The sequence below is a fragment of the Mesorhizobium sp. YM1C-6-2 genome (assembly GCF_003666685.1).
Taxonomy (GTDB): Bacteria; Pseudomonadota; Alphaproteobacteria; order Rhizobiales; family Rhizobiaceae; genus Mesorhizobium_K.
In genome coordinates this window covers 1-16,628 of sequence record NZ_RCIZ01000021.1, presented here as the reverse complement: position 1 = coordinate 16,628, position 16,628 = coordinate 1, and the positions used below count along the sequence as shown (strand labels likewise).

Sequence of the window (16,628 nt, the reverse complement as noted above, 5' to 3'; positions counted from 1 at the left end):
CGGCGCCCCGTCCGGTCTGCTACGGGCGGCTTGCAGCAGGCGGGATCCGATTTGCACTACGACCTCAAACATCTCCGTGTTTTCGTCGCCGTCGCGGAAGAGCTGAACTTTCACCTCGCGGCCGAGCGGCTCGGGCTGACCCAACCGGCGGTCAGCCGTATCGTCAGCGATCTCGAGGACCGGCTCGGCATCCAGCTGCTGGAACGCACGACCCGCCTGGTGCGCCTGACCGACGCCGGCCGCTTCCTGCTGCACGAGGCGCAGGACATCCTGCCCCGCGTCACCCAGGCCGCGACCAATGCGAAGCTGATCGCGGCCGGCACCAAGGGCATCCTGAAGATCGGCTTCACGACGATCAACGGCCATGCTTTCGTGCCCGACGTCGTCAACCATTTCCGGGCGCAGAACCCCGACGTCCAGGTCGATCTCGTCTATCTCGCAGCGCCGCCGCAGCGCGACCGCATCGTCACCGGGGAACTCGATGGCGGCTTCATGGAGGGGTCGTTCCACGGCAGCCAGATCGTCACCCGGCTTGCGGCAAGGCACCGCCTGCTGGTGCTGCTGTCGCCGGACCACCCGCTGGCCGCCAAGGACGTGCTGACCATCGAGGACATCGCCGAGGAAAAGATCATCCTCGGCACGCCCGACCACTGGCCGACGCTCAGGCAGTTCATCACCAACGTCTTCCAGGGCGAAGGCCGGGTGCTGAAGATCCACCAGGAGCTGCCGACGCTGACCAGCATCCTCGGCTTCCTGACCTCGGATTCCGGCATCACCATCTTTCCCGGTTTCCCCCGCTTCGCCACTGCGGCGCTGGTCAGCCGGCCGCTGATGACCGAACCGGCGGTGCTGGTCGAAACGCATTTCGCCTGGCGGCGCACCAACACCAATGCGGCGCTCCGGCTGTTCCGGGATTCGGTGAAGACGGTCGCCGCCCGCAGCCATTATCTATCGATGGACAACTGAGCCGCCGCGCCGGCGTAGAGCCCGAAGACATGGCAGCGATCCGGACAGCCCGAGGCCCGGATTCCTGCGCCCGCGCCGGCATGGACGCCGGTTTGCCAGCCTCTCGGCGGCGGCGAAATTCTTGATACCGTTTCGGTATCAAGAAATAATCAGACTGAATTTCACTCCCTCGTTTTTCTAGGCGATCATCCCTGTCAGCGCTCGGCACCGGGCGCCGGATTTCAATGTCATGCCCGCAGGATCGTCTTCCTGCCCGTCGCGTCAGCGCCGGGAGAAGGCTGTCTGTTGGCGGCTGTCCGCGAGGACAGCCGGGGACGGTCCGGAGGGCGGCTGCGGCCGGGAGGAAAACCAGATATGACCTATGCCGTCGATCTCACGGGGAGGAGCGCCGTCGTCACCGGCGCGGCCCAGGGTATCGGCAAAGCCGTCGCCGCAATGCTTTGCCGCGCCGGCGCCGCCGTCGCCTTCGTCGACCGCAACGCCGCCGGCGCCGAGGCGGCCGCCCGCGAGGCCGGCGTTCCCGGCCGGGCGCGCGGCATCGGCGTCGACATCTCCGACGAGACCTCCGTCGCCTCCGCCTGGCAGGACATCGCCGCGCAGGCCGGCGGCATCGACATCGTGGTGAACGCCGCCGGCGTGATCAGCCCCAACGTGCCGGCTGACCAGGCCGAGATGAGCGACTTCGACCGCGTCATCGCGGTCAATCTGAAGGGCATACTGATCACCGCGAAACACGCCTATCCCCACCTGAAGGCGGGCGGGCGCGGCTCGATCATCAACCTGTCGTCGCAGGCGGCGCTGCTGTCGCTGCCCAACCAGGCGATCTACACGGCGAGCAAGGGCGGCGTCACCAGCCTGACCCGCTCGCTCGCCATCGACTGGGCGCGCGACAACATCCGCGTCAACGCGATCGCGCCAACCTTCATCCGCACCCCGATGGCCGAGCCGATGCTGGCCGACCCGGCCGTGCTGCGCGCTTCCGAGCGCCGCATTCCGCTCGGCCGCGTCGGTGTTCCCGATGACATCGCCTCCGTCGCGCTGTTCCTGGCAAGCGACATGTCCTCGCTGATGACCGGTCAGACGCTCGCGGTCGACGGCGGCTGGTCGATCGGCGAGCCCGGCCTCGACCTCAAGTGAACCGACCGACCACCGACTACTGACCGACCCAAGGGAGACAATTCCAAGATGGCTATCGCGAACATCAACGGCATCAAGATGTGGTACGAGGTTACAGGCGAAGGCGCGCCTGTCTTCCAGATCCATGGTTGCGGCTTCGGCCACTCGAACTTCGCCGCGGCGACGCCCATCCTCTCGAAGGAATTCAAGTGCGTTGACTTCGACCTGCGCGGCTACGGCAACACCGACAAGCCGATCCAGCACTACAGCATGGAGGTCTGGGCCGACGACATCGCCGCCCTGATCGACGAGCTCGGCTACAAGAAGGTCCACATCCACGGCACGTCGATGGGCGGCATGGTCGCGCAGCAGTTCGCGGCCAAATATCCGGAGAAGACCGACCGCCTGATCGTCAACTGCTCGGCTGCGAAGCTCGACCGGGCCGGCCAGCTGACCTTCCGCAACTGGATCGACATCGCCGAGCACATGGGCGTCGGATCGCGCACGCTGGCCGAGCTGATCGCCATGCAGGCGCTGTCGCGCCAGTTCCTCGAGGGCGAGTCCGGCGCCAAGGCGATCGACCTGGTGCAGGAGATCCTCGACAAGTCCAACCACAAGGAAGTCTTCAAGCGCGCCTGCCAGGCCATGATCGACATGGACCTCAGGCCGCTCCTGCCGACGATCAAGGCGAAGACGCTGGTGATCGGCGGCGACGCCGACATCATGACGCCCTGGGACCAGGCCGCCAGCGGCGCCGGCCAGCAATACATCGCCGACCACATCCCGGGCGCGATCAAATACCTCATCAAGGGATCGAACCATTCGTCGCTGTTCGACGGCACCGAGGAGAACTGCCGCGTCGTCGCGGACTTCCTTCACGGCCGCATGGACTGAGCAAAGAATCGAAGCAGGGAGGAGAGAATGCGCAGACACTGTCTTTTGATCGGTGCGGCGATCGCACTGACGGCCACACCGGCGCTTGCGGAGGACGCGGTTTCCAAGGCGAAAGCCGTGGTCGCGGAATATTCGGAGCTGCCGAAGTTCATAGCGCCGGGGCCGGCCTTCGACGCGAAGGCCTGCATGGCCGGCAAGAAAGTGGCCATCGTGCCGCTCGCAAGCGCCGTGCCGTTCCTCCAGGACATCATGGGCGGCATGAAGGACGCGGCCGACAAGGTCGGCTTCGAGCTGCCCATCTGGGAGAACCAGGGGCAGCCGACGCAGTGGGCCGCCGGCATCACCAATGCGATCAACACCAAGGCGGACATGATCGACCTGACCGCCGGCGTCGATCCGGCGACGGTGCAGCCGCAGGTCGAGCAGGCGACCGCCGCCGGCATCAAGGTCGGCGCCGGCCATTTCTACGACTACAGCCAGAGCCCCAACGAAGCGCTGACCACGCATGTGCCGAACGACTTCGCCAAGGTCGGCACGATCCTCGCGTCCTGGGCGATCGCCAAGACCGAGGGCAAGGCCAACGTGCTGGTGATCGGCTCGGACGAGGTCGTCCCGACCGCGCCGCTGGTCGACGCCATCCGCAAGGCGATCGAGGGCTGCGAGAACTGCAGCATGACCTACCAGAACGTGCCCGTCACCGACTGGAGCACGAAGATCCAGTCGGTCGTCCAGTCGACGCTGCTCGCCGACAGCGCGGTGAACTACGTGCTGCCGATCTATGACGGCATGGCGCAGTTCGTCGAGCCTGCGATCACGCTGACCGGCAAGGGCGACAGCGTGAAGATCGCCACCTTCAACGGTACCCCGTTCGTGATCGACATGGTGCGGGACGGCACCGTCGAGATGGTCATCGGCGAAAGCCCCGACTGGCTCGGCCGCGTCATCATCGACCACGACATGCGGACGCTGTGCGGGGCGGAAGCCAACGGCAATCCCAACATCCCGCTGATGATCTGGTCGGCTGCCAATGCCGAGACCGCCGGCGTCCCCGCCAGCAGCGCCAACGGCTACGGCAGCGACTACATCGCCGAGTTCTACAAGCTCTGGGGTGTCGAGTGATCGACACCGCCCGGACAGATGAAGCGGCGGCAGCGCCGCTTCATCCCGTGCTTTCCCTGCAGGGTATCTCGAAGACCTTCGGCCGCACGAAGGTGCTGGACGGCGTCGACCTCGAGGTGCGTCCGGGCGAGGTGCATTGTCTGCTCGGCCACAACGGTTCGGGCAAGTCGACCCTCATCAAGATCATCGGCGGCATCCACAGTCCCGACCCTGGCGGCACGATGACGGTCAACGGCCAGGTCTGCGAGACGCCGGTGTCGGGCCGCCAGATCCACGATCTCGGCATCCGCTTCGTTCACCAGTCGCTGGGCCTGATCCCCAGCCTGACGGTGGCCGAGCATTTCGCGCAGGACCAGCTCGACGGCGCCGTGGGCTGGTACTACTCGCCCGCCCGCGCGGCGGTGCGCGCCCGCGCCGCGCTGGCGGCCTTCGACGTGAAGATCGATCCGGACCTGCCGGTCGAAAAGCTCCCGGCCGTCGACCGGGCGATCGTGGCGATCGTGCGCGCCGTGGCATCGCTCGAACGCCGCCCCGAAGGGCTGGCGGGCAGCCTGCTGGTGCTGGACGAACCGACCTCCTTCCTGCCCCGCCGCGAGGTGGAGCGGCTGTTCGAGACGACGCAGCGCATCGCCCGCCAGGGCGCCGGCGTCATCCTGATCACGCATGACACCGACGAGGTGCTGTCGATCGCCGACCGCGTGACCGTGCTGCGCGACGGCAAGGTCGCCGGCGTCGTGAAGCGCGACGAACTTGACCGCGACAGGCTCGTCCAGCTCATCGTCGGCCATCAACTGGCGGCGGCGGATTTCCAGACCGGCCCCAAGGCATTCGTCCCGCATGTTGACGTGCAGATCGAAAACGCGGGACTGGCGCAACGGATGCGGTTCAATGTCGGCCGCGGCGAGATCGTCGGACTGACCGGACTGATCGGATCGGGCTATGCGGATGTGGTCCATGCGCTGTTCGGCAGCCGCCAGGGCAGCGGGCGGCTGACGGTCGGTGACCGCACGGCCGCGCTGGAAAGCCTGACGCCGGGCCGCGCCATAGATCTCGGCGTTGCCTTCATCCCGTCCGACCGCGCCGGCGCCGGCGCGGCCATGGAGCTGACGCTCGCCGAAAATGCCGCGGTGCTGTCGCTCAAGTCCCTGGTCAACCCGCTGTTCTTTTCGGCCGGCGCGCTGGAGCGCGCCGTGACGCCGAGGCTGAAGGACGTCAGCGTGCGACCGCTGGCGCCCGCCTTCGAGATATCGAGGCTTTCGGGCGGCAACCAGCAGAAGGTCGTGCTGGCGAAGTGGCTGGCCATGAAGCCGGCGCTGCTGCTGCTCGACGAGCCGACCCAGGGCATCGACATCGGCGCGCGCGAGCAGATTTTTGCTCTCTTGCATCAGCTGGTCGCAGGAGGCTCGAGCATCCTTTGCGCATCGACCGACCACGACCAGCTCGCCAAAATCTGCGATCGCGTGCTGATCCTGAACAAGGGGCATCTGGTCGCCGAACTCGCCCGGCCGAATCTCAGCGCAAGCACGATCGGCGAGGCGGTCCTGTCAGCCCCCGCGACTTCAAAGCCGGAGAAACCCGCATGAGCACCCCCGCCGCGCCGGCGTCCGAAGCGCAAACTCGGCCCGACGTCTTCGCCATCTTCGAGCGCTACGGCCTGATCCTGATCTGGGCGGTGATCGCGGTGATCTTCGCGCTGATCCGTCCCGACGTCTTCCTGCAATGGGGCACGGTCTCGCTGATCCTCGGATCGCAGACGGTGCTGGTCGTGCTGGCGCTGGCGCTGATGATCCCGCTGGTCGCCGGGGACTTCGATCTCTCGGTGGCAGCGAACATGACGCTGGGATCGATGGTGTTCGCCATCATGATGCAGTGGGTCGGCGTCAGCATGCCGGTGGCGCTGCTCGTCGTCCTCGCCGTCGCGATCGTCGTCGGCCTGGTGAATGCGCTCTTCATCATCTGGTTCAATGTGAACTCGCTGATCGTCACGCTGGGTACCGGCACCTTCCTCGGCGGTGTCATCCTGTGGATCAGCAATTCGCAGACCATCTCGGGCGTCGCCCGCCCGCTGGTGAACTTCCTCATCGTACAGAGACTTTTCGGCATCCCGCTGGTGTTCTTCGGCGGCCTGATCCTCTGCCTCGCCATCTGGTACGTGCTGAACCGCACCGGGCTCGGGCTGCGCATCCTGTTCACTGGGCGCAGCCGCGAAGTGGCGCGGCTGACCGGCATCAATGTCGGGATGATCCGGCTCGGCTGCCTGCTCGCTTCGGCGATAGGCTCGGCGTTGGCCGGCGTGATCTATGTGGGCACCAGCGGCGCGGCGGATCCGACGTCGGGCCTCAGCCTGCTGCTGCCGGCCTTCGCCGCCGTATTCCTCGGCTCCACCGTGTTCACTCCCGGGCGGTTCAATGCGCTCGGCACGATGGCGGCCGTCTACTTCCTGACCACCGGCATAACTGGCCTCACCATGCTGGGGGTGCAGACCTACGTGCAGAGCCTGTTCTATGGCGGCGCACTCGTGATCGCCGTGACACTGTCGCAACTGGCGGCAAGACGACGCTAACCGACGAGGGATTCATCATGAAACTGAAAGACAAGGTCGCCATCGTAACCGGAGCCGGTTCAGGGATCGGAGCCGAAACCGCCCGCCGCATGGCGCGCGAGGGGGCGAAGGTCTACTGCGCCGACATCAGGGCCGAAGCCGCCGAAAAGACCGCGAAGGAGATCGGCGGCGATGCGAAGAGCCTCGAGCTCGACGTGACCTCCTCATCGGCGATCGCGGCGGCGGTCGAGCGGATCAGCCGGGAGGCCGGCCGCATCGACATACTGGTCAACAATGCCGGTATCACCATCGTCGGCTCGATCATGGACCTGTCGGAAGAACAGTGGGACCGCGAGCTCGACATCAACCTGAAGAGCATCTTCCTGATGTCCCGCGCGGTCTGGCCGCAGATGGCCGGGCAAGGCGGCGGCGTCATCCTGAACACCGCGTCGATCGCCGGCATCACCGCCATCCCCGCCGACGCCGCCTATTGCGCCAGCAAGGCCGGCGTCGTCATGCTGACCAAATGCATGGCGGTCGACGGCGCCCGGAGCGGCATTCGCGTCAACTGCGTCTGCCCGGGCTTCATCGACACGCCGATGATCCACGGCTACTTCAACGACCAGCCCGATCCAGCCGCCGCGCGCGACTATGCGGTGAGGCTGCATCCGCTGGGACGTCTCGGCCGTCCGGACGATATCGCGGACGCCTTCGTCCATCTCGCCACGGACGATGCCAAATGGGTGACCGGCACCGCGCATGTGGTGGATGGGGGCCTGCTGGCGGGCCTGCCCGGCTGAGGGCGAGGCCGCTTCAGCTCTCGTCGCGACGGACCGCCTTGGCTCCGATCCAGCGGTCCGAACGCGCGAGGTCGATGAGGGTCGCGGCCGTCAGCTCGCAGATCGCCTGCGCCGCACTCGTCACCGGCCGGTCGCCCGGCCGGGCCAGATAGACGCTGCGGCGCAGCGGCGGATCGCGGACCGGCCACAATTGCAGGCGGCCTGCCGCCACCTCGCGCGCGATCGCGTGTTCGGGCAGCACCGAGAAGCCAAGCCCCTCAGCGACCAGTTCCTTGATGTTGTTGTAGGAATCGACGTCCATCACGGTGTCGAGGGTGACGCCTTCCTCGCGCGCGGTGCGGGTGAGGAGGTCGCGCAGCCCGTGGCCCTCGCCGGGCAGGATCAGCGGCATCCTGGCAAGGGTCGCGAAGGTGAGGGGCTCCCCCGGGGCCGGCAGCCCTGCCTCCGCAGTCCCCTGCGCGGGACCGAAGAACAGAAGATCCTCCTCCAGCAGGCGCTCGGTGCGGATGCCGTGGTCCTCGACCGCGTCGTAGAGCACCGCCAGATCGATCCGGCCCTCACGCATCCATTCGAGGACGAATCCGCTCATCGCCTCGGCGATGCGCAGCCTGATCTTCGGCCAGCGCGCCCGCGCCGCGGTGATCAGCGGGACTGCGAGTATGTGGCTGATGGTCCCCGGCAGGCCGAGTTTCACCGTGCCGGAGGGATCGTTGAGGCGGCCGCGAATCTCCTCCTCGCCCAGAGCGAGCTGATCGAGGATACCGCGGGCGTGGCGCAGGAGGATGGCGCCCGCCTCGGTGACGGTCACGCCGCGCGGGTTGCGGTGGAGAAGCGGCGTGCCGAGCGCCTCCTCCATGTTGCGCACATGCAGCGAGAGGGCGGGCTGGGCGACATTCAGAACCGTGGCCGCGCGCGAGAACGAGCCGTGTTCGACGATCGCCACGAAGTAGCGGAGCTGGCGGATATCCATGTCCTGTACTCGATCCCGTCAGATATAATGTTCCTATATGGACATCAGACAAAGCAGATATTTGACTTATGGCGCGATGGTTCCGATGGTCAAGCTCATCCGGCGCCGCCGGAGATTTCCCTGAGCATCGAGGACCATCCATGTCGCGCCGTGCGCAAGACCAGTACCAGGACATCCGCGACGCTGTGCGCGCGCTCTGCGACCAGTTCCCGGCCGAGTATCACCGCAAGGTCGACGAGGCGCGCGGCTATCCAGAGGAATTCGTCGAGGCGCTGACGCGGGAAGGCTGGATGGCGGCGCTGATCCCCGAGGAATATGGCGGCTCGGGGCTCGGGCTGACCGAGGCGTCGGTCATCATGGAGGAGATCAACCGGGCCGGCGGCAATTCCGGCGCCTGCCACGGCCAGATGTACAACATGAACACGCTGGTCAGGCACGGCTCGGAGGAACAGCGCCGGCACTATTTGCCGAAGATCGCCAGCGGCGAGCTGCGCCTGCAGTCGATGGGCGTGACCGAACCGACGACCGGCACCGACACGACCAAGATCAAGACCACCGCCGAGAAGAAGGGCGACCGCTACGTCATCAACGGGCAGAAGGTATGGATCAGCCGCGTGCAGCATTCCGACCTGATGATCCTTTTGGCGCGCACGACGCCGCTGGCCGAGGTGAAGAAGAAGTCGGAAGGCCTGTCGATCTTCATCGTCGACATCAAGGCGGCGATGAAGAAGGGGATGGAGGTGCGCCCCATCCTCAACATGGTGAACCACGAGACTAACGAGCTGTTCTTCGACAATCTCGATATCCCCGAGGAGAACCTGATCGGCGAGGAGGGCAAGGGGTTCAAATACATCCTGACCGGCCTCAACGCCGAGCGCACGCTGATCGCGGCGGAGTGCATCGGAGACGGTTACTGGTTCACGGAAAAGATCTGCAAATATGCGTCCGAGCGCAACGTGTTCGGCCGCCCGATCGGCCAGAACCAGGGCGTGCAGTTTCCCATCGCCGAGGCCTATATCGAGATCGAGGCCGCCAACCTGATGCGGTTCGAGGCCTGCCGCCTCTATGACGCGCATCAGGATTGCGGGGCGCAGGCCAATATGGCGAAATACCTCGCCGCCAAGGCGAGCTGGGAGGCGGCGAACGCCTGCCTGCAGTTCCACGGCGGCTTCGGCTTCGCCGCCGAATACGACGTCGAGCGCAAGTTCCGCGAGACGCGCCTCTACCAGGTGGCGCCGATCTCGACGAACCTGATCCTGTCCTACGTCGCCGAGCATGTGCTCGGCCTGCCCCGGAGTTTCTGACATGGCGCTTCCGCTCGAGGGGCTGACGGTCATCGCCATCGAACAGGCTGTGGCAGCCCCCTTTGCGACATCGCGCCTTGCCGACGCAGGCGCGCGGGTCATCAAGATCGAACGGCCGGAGGGCGATTTCGCACGCGGATACGACGACGTGGCGAACGGGCAATCCAGCTATTTCGTCTGGCTGAACCGGGGCAAGGAAAGCCGCGTCGCCGACCTGACCACGGCCGACGGCAAGGCGATGCTGGCGGAGCTGCTGGCCGACGCCGACGTGCTGGTGCAGAACCTGAAGCCCGGCGCGCTGGCGCGCCTGGGTTTCGGCGCGGAACGGCTGCGGCAGGATTTTCCGCGGCTGATCACCTGCTCGATCTCGGGTTATGGCGAGGAAGGCCCGATGGCCGACCGCAAGGCCTACGACCTGCTGATCCAGGCGGAATCGGGCCTGTGCTCGATCACCGGCGGGCCGGACTCGCCGGCGCGGGTCGGCATCTCGGTGGTCGACATCGCCACCGGCGCCACGGCGCATTCCGCCATCCTTGAAGCGCTGATCCGCCGGGGCGTGACCGGAGAGGGCGCCGACATCACGATTTCGATGTTCGACGTCATGGCCGACTGGCTGACGGTGCCGCTGCTCAACCACGAAGGCGGCAAGACGCCGAAACGGATCGGCCTCGCTCATCCCTCTATCGCGCCCTACGGGGTATTTGCCTGCGCGGACGGACGGCAGCTGCTGATCGCGGTGCAGAGCGATCGAGAATGGCGCAAGCTGGCGGCGGAATTCCTCGGGGACGAGGCGCTCGGGACCGATCCGCGCTTCGCCACCAACGTGGCGCGCGTCGCCAACCGGGTCGAGCTGGACGCCCTCATCGCGGCGGCCTTCGCCCGCAGGACAGCGCCCGAGGCCATCGACGCGATCGCGGCGGCGGATCTGGCCTTCGCCTCGGTCAATGACATGGAAGGGCTGTCGCATCACCCGCATCTGCGTCGCATCAGCGTCGACACGCCGAACGGCCCCGTCAGCTATCCCGCGCCGGGCGCCGTCTTCGCCAACGCGCCGCGCAGCTATGGTCCGGTGCCGGGACTGCCCGGAAAGAAGCCGTGACGGCGCGCCCGATGGCAGGACTGTCCGACATCCGCGCACCGCTCTTCGTTCCCGCCGACCGTCCCGAGCGGTTTGCGAAGGCGGCCGCTTCCGGCGCCGATGCGGTGATCCTGGACCTCGAGGATGCGGTCGCGGCCGCGGCGAAGGACGCTGCCCGCGCGGCGCTCGCCTGCGGCTTCACCGATCTGCCGGTGCTGGTGCGCATCAACGGGGCCGGGACCGCCTGGCACGAAGCGGATGTGGCCGCGGTGGCGGCGCTGCCTGTCGCCGGCGTCATCCTTCCCAAGGCGGAGGAGGCGGACGCGGCCGCGCGTCTCGGACAGGCGGCGGGCTGCGCCGTCATCGGCCTGATCGAAAGCGCGCGGGGGCTTGCGAACGCCCGCTCGATCGCTGCTGCCAAGGGCGTCGAGCGGCTGGCCTTCGGATCGATCGACTATTGCGCCGACCTCGGCTGCGCCCATCTGCGCGAGGTGCTGCTGCCGGTGCGCTCAGAACTGGTCCTGGCCTCGCGCCTTGCGGGGATTGCCGCGCCGATCGACGGGGTGACGGTGCAACTGGACGATCCCAGGCCCGCCGAGGAGGATGCCGCTCACGCCCGCGCGCTCGGGATGACCGGCAAGCTCTGCATCCATCCGAAACAGATCGCCGCGGTCAGGCGCGCCTTCGCGCCGACCGAAGCGGAGATCGGCTGGGCCCGCAGGGTGCTGGCTTCGGGAGACGGCGCCGTTTCGGTCGACGGCGCAATGGTCGACGAGCCGGTGCGGATCCGCGCCCGCGCCATACTCTGCGAGGCAGGGCAGGACATCGACTGACGCGGCTTTGGCCTGGGTGGCCCGACGGATGTGGCTCGAACCTCGCCGCCATTAGGATTGCCGCTCGGTGGCCTCCTTCGAGCCGGCGCTCCGTCCAACCTGGTGTGAAAAACCCTTACCGAACGACGATGACGGGCACCTTGGCTCGGTTGATCACTTCAGCGGTCTGGCTGCCCATCGCGACACGGTCCATCCCGGTCCGTCCGTGCGAAGACATCACGATGACATCGCAGCCGACGTCGTCGGCGACCTGCAGCAGGGCGCCGGCCACCAGCCGCCAAGGAACGTGCACCGTCTCGATGGTGAGGCCCATCTCCTCGGCCTCGCGCTGGATAGGCCCCAGTATGCGTTCCGCTATGGTGCGCTGGGCGGCATCGTAGGCAGCGATCTCCGCCTCGCTCGGCGTCCAGAGATCGCTGGCGAAAGCGAACTGGCCGCCGAGAGGCTCGGTAACGGTGACCGCCGTCACCTTGCTGCCGTGGAGCTTCGCCAGCGCCAGTCCATGATCGACGCCAAGCTGCGCCAGTGCGGAACCGTCCGACGAAATTAGGATGTGATCGTACATGGAACCTCCACGAAACAGGTTGTTCCCTAGGGATACAGGGTTCCTGCCAGCGGATCATTGATCTGTCGCAAGCTTTTGTCGACAGCCTGGCCTTCGGGGAGCGTTTTCGGCTAAGCGCGATTTTTCAGGTACTTGAAAAAAGCCGCGGCGAACCGCGGCTTTTCGATGCTTTCAACGGCCCTCCGGTCAGGCGGCGGGCTTTTGTTCCGGAGGCGGCGGACGGACGGCGGGTGCTGCTTCGACGACCAGGCTGTCGAAGCCTTCGCCGCCGGCCTCGATGATCTGGAAGAACTGGCGGCGCATGCGCGGCTCCCAGAACTTGTTGATGTGCTCGGCGACGCCTGCAATGCCCTCGGCATGCGGCTTCGATCGAAAGAACCTCGCGATCTGATTGGCTTGATAGATGAGTTTGTCAGGCGACATGTTTGACAACTCCGCAGGCGATGCGCTCGGGATGCGTGAAGATATCGAAATCGTCGCCGCGCACCAGCGCCACCAGGGTAATGCCGGCGCTGGCGGCGGTGCTTATGGCAAAGGCGGTGGGCGCGGACACGGCAAGGATCGCGGAAGCGCCGATGGCTGCCGTCTTCTGCACCATTTCGACGGAAACCCTGGACGTTATGACGACGGCTCCAGTCGAGCCGTGGATGCCTGCCCTGGCCAACGCCCCTGCAAGCTTGTCCAGCGCATTGTGACGGCCGACATCCTCGCGAGCCGCGACGATGCCGTGGCCGGGCACATAGAAACCGGCCGCATGCATCGCGCCCGTCTGCGCGTGCAGATGCTGGAGCTTGGACAGCAACTGCACCGAGCGGACGACGTCATGCGCCGTAAGCGTCAAACCGGAGTAGCCGACAGCGCCGACGCTGCGCGTCGCCTCCTCGATGGATTCAATGCCGCACAGTCCGCATCCGACCGGGCCGGCCAGCCGGCGTCGGCGTGCCTCGAACCGTCGGCCGGCGGCGTTCTTCATACGAATCTGGATATCGATGCCGGCGCCCTGGTCCTGCACGTCGATGAGGTCGATCTCCTCCGCTGACCCGACAATGCCCTCAGTGATCGAAAAGCCGAGCGCAAAATCCTCGAAATCGGCCGGCGTGGCCATCATCACGGCATGCGTGGTGCCGCCGTAGGACAGTGCGATCGGCGTCTCCTCGGGCACCAGGCGGCTGGCGGCAGCGGCGCCGCCGGCTCGGTGGGCAATGCGCGAAATCCGGGCCAGGGGGACGCGCGAGGTCATGGCGTTTCCACGATGTTGCCGGATCCAGAACGGATCGTCACTCCGCCGCCTCCAGGCGCCCGGCGATCCGGCGGCTCTTGCGGGAGAGTTCATCGTACTCTTCCTGCCACTCGCTCGGTCCGTTGGATGGCGAGATCTGGACGGCGGTGACCTTGTATTCCGGACAGTTGGTCGCCCAGTCCGTGTAGTCGGTGGTGACGACGTTCGCCTGCGTGTCCGGATGGTGCAAGGTCGTGTAGACCACGCCGGCAGAAACCCGGTCGCTGATCTCTGCCCGCAAGGTAGTCTCGCCCGAGCGGCTTGCCAGACGGACCCAGTCGCCGTCGCGAATGCCGCGGTTCTCCGCGTCATGCGGGTGGATCTCCAGCCGGTCCTCCTCGTGCCACACCACGTTGGCCGTGCGCCTGGTCTGCGCGCCGACATTGTACTGGCTGAGAATGCGTCCGGTGGTGAGCAGCAGCGGGAAGCGCGGGCCTGTCTTTTCGTCCGTCGCAACATATTCGGTACGGATGAACTTGCCCCTGCCGCGAACGAAGCCGCCGACATGCATGACCGGCGTACCCTCGGGCGCCTTCTCGTTGCACGGCCACTGCACCGAGCCGACCTTGTCGAGCATCGCGTAGGAGACGCTGGCGAAGGACGGCGTGGTGGCGGCGATCTCATCCATGATCTGCGACGGGTGCGTGTAGTTCCAGTCGAGGCCGATGGCCTGGGCAAGCAACTGCGTCGCCTCCCAGTCGGCATAGCCGGATTTCGGCTCCAGCACCTTGCGCACGCGGTTTATGCGCCGCTCGGCATTGGTGAAGGTTCCTTCCTTTTCGAGGAAGGTCGAGCCCGGCAGGAAGACGTGGGCGTAGCGGGCCGTCTCGTTGAGGAAGAGGTCGTGCACGACGACGCACTCCATGGCGGCGAGGCCGGCCGAGACATGCTTGGTATCGGGATCGGACTGCAGAATATCCTCGCCCTGTATGTATAGGCCCCTGAACGTGCCCTCGACCGCGGAGTCGAGCATGTTCGGAATCCGCAGGCCGGGCTCGTTGTCGAGTTTCACGCCCCAGAGGCTCTCGTAGATCTCGCGGGTGGCGTCGGCCGAGATATGACGGTAGCCGGGAAGCTCGTGCGGGAACGAGCCCATGTCGCAGGAGCCCTGCACGTTGTTCTGGCCGCGCAACGGGTTCACGCCGACGCTGGGCCTGCCGATATTGCCGGTCGCCATGGCGAGGTTGGCGATCGCCATGACGGCCGTCGAGCCCTGGCTGTGTTCGGTGACGCCGAGGCCGTAATAGATCGCCGCATTGCCGCCCGTCGCATAGAGCCGTGCGGCGGCGCGTATCTCCTGCGGGTCGACGCCCGCATAGGCGCCAATCGTCTCGGGGCTGTTCTCCGGCAAGGCGACGAAGGATGCCCAATCCTGGAACTCGTCCCAGTCGCAGCGCTCACGGATGAAGGCCTCGTCGAATAGACCCTCGGTGACGACGACATGCGCCAGGGTCGTCAGCATGGCGACGTTGGTGCCGGGCTTCAGCGGCAGGTGATGGTCGGCTTCTACATGCGCCGAACGCACGATGTCGGTGCGCCTGGGGTCGATGACGATCAGCCTGGCTCCCTGACGGATGCGCTTCTTCATGCGCGAGGCGAAGACCGGATGCGCGTCGGTCGGGTTCGCGCCGATGATCAGGACGACGTCGGTCTGCTCGATCGAATCGAAGTCCTGCGTGCCTGCCGACGTTCCGTAGGTCTGGCCGAGGCCATAGCCTGTCGGCGAGTGGCAGACGCGCGCGCAGGTATCCACATTGTTATTGAGGAAGCCCTGCCGGACCAGTTTCTGGACGAGATAGGTCTCCTCGTTCGTGCAGCGCGACGAGGTGATGCCGCCGACGGCGCCGCGCCCGTACTGGTACTGGATGCGCCGGAATTCACTCGCGGTATAGGCAAGCGCCTCTTCCCAGCTCACCTCGCGCCATGGGTCGGTGATCTGCTTGCGGATCATCGGCTTGAGGATGCGGTCCCTATGGCTGGAATATCCGTAGGCGAAACGGCCCTTGACGCAGGAATGGCCATGATTGGCCTTGCCATCCTTGTAGGGCATCATCCGGATGACCTCGTCACCCTTCACTTCGGCCTTGAACGAGCAGCCGACGCCGCAATAGGCGCAGGTGGTGACCACGGAACGCTCGGGCAGGCCTTTTTCAAGGATGGATTTTTCGCGCAGCGCATCGGTCGGGCATGCCTGCACGCAGGCGCCGCAGGAGACGCATTCGCTTTCGAGGAACGGCTCGTGCATGCCGGCGACCATACGGCTCTCGAAGCCCCTGCCCTCGATCGTCAGCGCGAAGGTTCCCTGCACCTCCTCGCAGGCGCGCACGCAGCGCGAGCAGACGATGCATTGGGCCGGATCATAGGCGAAATAGGGGTTCGATTCGTCGCGCACCATGTAGTCGATCGTGAGCGATCCATCGCCCGGCGCCACGTGACTGCGGCCTTCCGCCCCGTAGCGGTTCTCCGTCAGGCCGACGGACTGGACGACGTGATCGAATTCGCTGGCGCCCGTTCCTGCCGATCCGCCGTAAGCCGAGGGATGATCGGAAACATAGAGTTCCATCACGCCGCGCCGGATCGCGTTCAGCCGCTCGGTCTGGGTATGGACCACCATGCCTTCGCCGACCGGGGTCGTACAGGAGGCCGGCGTGCCGTTGCGGCCCTCGACTTCAACCAGGCAGACGCGGCAGGACCCGAACGCGTCGATCATGTCGGTCGCGCAGAGTTTCGGGATCTCGACGCCGGCCTCCATCGAGGCGCGCATGATGGAAGTGCCTTCGGGAACGGTGATCGACTTGCCATCGACAGTCAGCGTCACCTGCTTCGCGGATCGAGAGGCAGGCGTGCCGTAGTCCGTTTCCTGGACCAGTGTGTTGAATTCGGGCAGGGCGTTCATGGTCGTCCGCTCCTATTCCGCGGCTTCGGCGATCGGGGATGGGCGAAAATCGTCCGGGAAATGGTTGATGGCGCTCATCACCGGATAGGGGGTGAAGCCGCCGAGCGCGCAAAGTGATCCGAACTTCATCGTGTTGCAGAGGTCGGTGACCAGCTCGATCTGCTTTTCCGGTTCGATGCCGGCAGAGATTGTTGATTGCTGCTGAGAAGTGACCCGGGGTTTTCATCGAGAAGTGACCCACCGTGCGATTATGTTTCGGGTCTCAT

At 66.1% G+C, this 16,628-nt stretch carries 15 protein-coding genes and 1 pseudogene; 10 read left to right on the top strand and 6 right to left on the bottom strand.

Annotation, left to right across the window (positions count from 1 at the left end):
- Positions 1-51 precede the first annotated feature (51 nt).
- From D8676_RS26145 to D8676_RS26115, 7 genes are all read left to right on the top strand, one after another.
- Positions 52-966, top strand: coding sequence for a LysR substrate-binding domain-containing protein (locus D8676_RS26145; RefSeq protein ID WP_183097261.1), 915 nt, complete (start codon positions 52-54; stop codon positions 964-966).
- A 354-nt stretch (positions 967-1,320) separates the two neighbouring features.
- Positions 1,321-2,103 (top strand): SDR family oxidoreductase, encoded by a 783-nt coding sequence (locus D8676_RS26140; protein ID WP_121584032.1) that lies wholly within the window; start codon positions 1,321-1,323, stop codon positions 2,101-2,103.
- Positions 2,104-2,151: 48 nt separating this feature from the next.
- A complete protein-coding gene (locus D8676_RS26135; RefSeq protein ID WP_121584031.1) occupies positions 2,152-2,976 on the top strand; it encodes an alpha/beta hydrolase in 825 nt (274 codons plus the stop codon).
- 27 nt (positions 2,977-3,003) lie between these two features.
- Complete coding sequence (locus tag D8676_RS26130; RefSeq protein ID WP_121584030.1) at positions 3,004-4,095, top strand: sugar ABC transporter substrate-binding protein; 1,092 nt, start codon at positions 3,004-3,006, stop codon at positions 4,093-4,095.
- Positions 4,092-5,678 carry a sugar ABC transporter ATP-binding protein gene (locus tag D8676_RS26125; RefSeq protein WP_147448272.1) on the top strand — a complete coding sequence of 529 codons (1,587 nt, stop codon included), beginning with the start codon at positions 4,092-4,094 and terminating at the stop codon, positions 5,676-5,678. The genes D8676_RS26130 and D8676_RS26125 overlap by 4 nt, the downstream gene beginning before the upstream one ends.
- Positions 5,675-6,658: an ABC transporter permease gene (locus D8676_RS26120; RefSeq protein WP_121584028.1), complete on the top strand. Its 984-nt coding sequence runs from the start codon at positions 5,675-5,677 to the stop codon at positions 6,656-6,658. The genes D8676_RS26125 and D8676_RS26120 overlap by 4 nt, the downstream gene beginning before the upstream one ends.
- A 17-nt stretch (positions 6,659-6,675) precedes the next feature.
- Positions 6,676-7,437, top strand: coding sequence for an SDR family oxidoreductase (locus D8676_RS26115; RefSeq protein ID WP_121584027.1), 762 nt, complete (start codon positions 6,676-6,678; stop codon positions 7,435-7,437).
- A 13-nt stretch (positions 7,438-7,450) separates the two neighbouring features.
- Here the strand turns inward: D8676_RS26115 and D8676_RS26110 are convergent, their stop codons facing one another.
- Complete coding sequence (locus D8676_RS26110) at positions 7,451-8,407, bottom strand: LysR substrate-binding domain-containing protein (protein WP_121584026.1); 957 nt, start codon at positions 8,405-8,407, stop codon at positions 7,451-7,453.
- A 140-nt stretch (positions 8,408-8,547) separates the two neighbouring features.
- Here D8676_RS26110 and D8676_RS26105 point away from each other — a divergent pair, with 140 nt between their 5' ends.
- From D8676_RS26105 to D8676_RS26095, 3 genes are read left to right on the top strand one after another with little or no spacing between them, the layout of a single operon-like run.
- A complete protein-coding gene (locus tag D8676_RS26105; protein WP_121584025.1) occupies positions 8,548-9,711 on the top strand; it encodes an acyl-CoA dehydrogenase family protein in 1,164 nt (387 codons plus the stop codon).
- A gap of 1 nt (position 9,712) precedes the next feature.
- Positions 9,713-10,810, top strand: a complete 1,098-nt coding sequence (locus D8676_RS26100; protein ID WP_121584024.1) for a CaiB/BaiF CoA-transferase family protein — start codon at positions 9,713-9,715, stop codon at positions 10,808-10,810.
- Positions 10,811-10,821: 11 nt separating this feature from the next.
- Positions 10,822-11,622 carry a CoA ester lyase gene (locus tag D8676_RS26095; protein ID WP_121584047.1) on the top strand — a complete coding sequence of 267 codons (801 nt, stop codon included), beginning with the start codon at positions 10,822-10,824 and terminating at the stop codon, positions 11,620-11,622.
- A gap of 115 nt (positions 11,623-11,737) precedes the next feature.
- On the opposite strand, the gene D8676_RS26090 is transcribed toward D8676_RS26095, so the two are convergent.
- The 5 genes and pseudogenes from D8676_RS26090 to D8676_RS26070 all read right to left on the bottom strand — a co-directional run.
- Positions 11,738-12,187 carry a universal stress protein gene (locus D8676_RS26090; protein WP_121584023.1) on the bottom strand — a complete coding sequence of 150 codons (450 nt, stop codon included), beginning with the start codon at positions 12,185-12,187 and terminating at the stop codon, positions 11,738-11,740.
- Positions 12,188-12,373: 186 nt separating this feature from the next.
- Positions 12,374-12,610 (bottom strand): formate dehydrogenase subunit delta, encoded by a 237-nt coding sequence (locus D8676_RS26085; RefSeq protein WP_121584022.1) that lies wholly within the window; start codon positions 12,608-12,610, stop codon positions 12,374-12,376.
- The gene (gene fdhD, locus D8676_RS26080; protein WP_121584021.1) at positions 12,600-13,427 is read right to left on the bottom strand and encodes a formate dehydrogenase accessory sulfurtransferase FdhD; all 828 of its coding nucleotides are present in this window, start codon (positions 13,425-13,427) and stop codon (positions 12,600-12,602) included. The genes D8676_RS26085 and fdhD overlap by 11 nt, the downstream gene beginning before the upstream one ends.
- 37 nt (positions 13,428-13,464) lie before the next feature.
- A complete protein-coding gene (fdhF, locus tag D8676_RS26075) occupies positions 13,465-16,362 on the bottom strand; it encodes a formate dehydrogenase subunit alpha (protein ID WP_121584020.1) in 2,898 nt (965 codons plus the stop codon).
- A gap of 12 nt (positions 16,363-16,374) precedes the next feature.
- Positions 16,375-16,551: pseudogene (locus D8676_RS26070) on the bottom strand (NADH-ubiquinone oxidoreductase-F iron-sulfur binding region domain-containing protein); the annotation flags it as partial.
- Between the last annotated feature and the right edge of the window lie 77 nt (positions 16,552-16,628).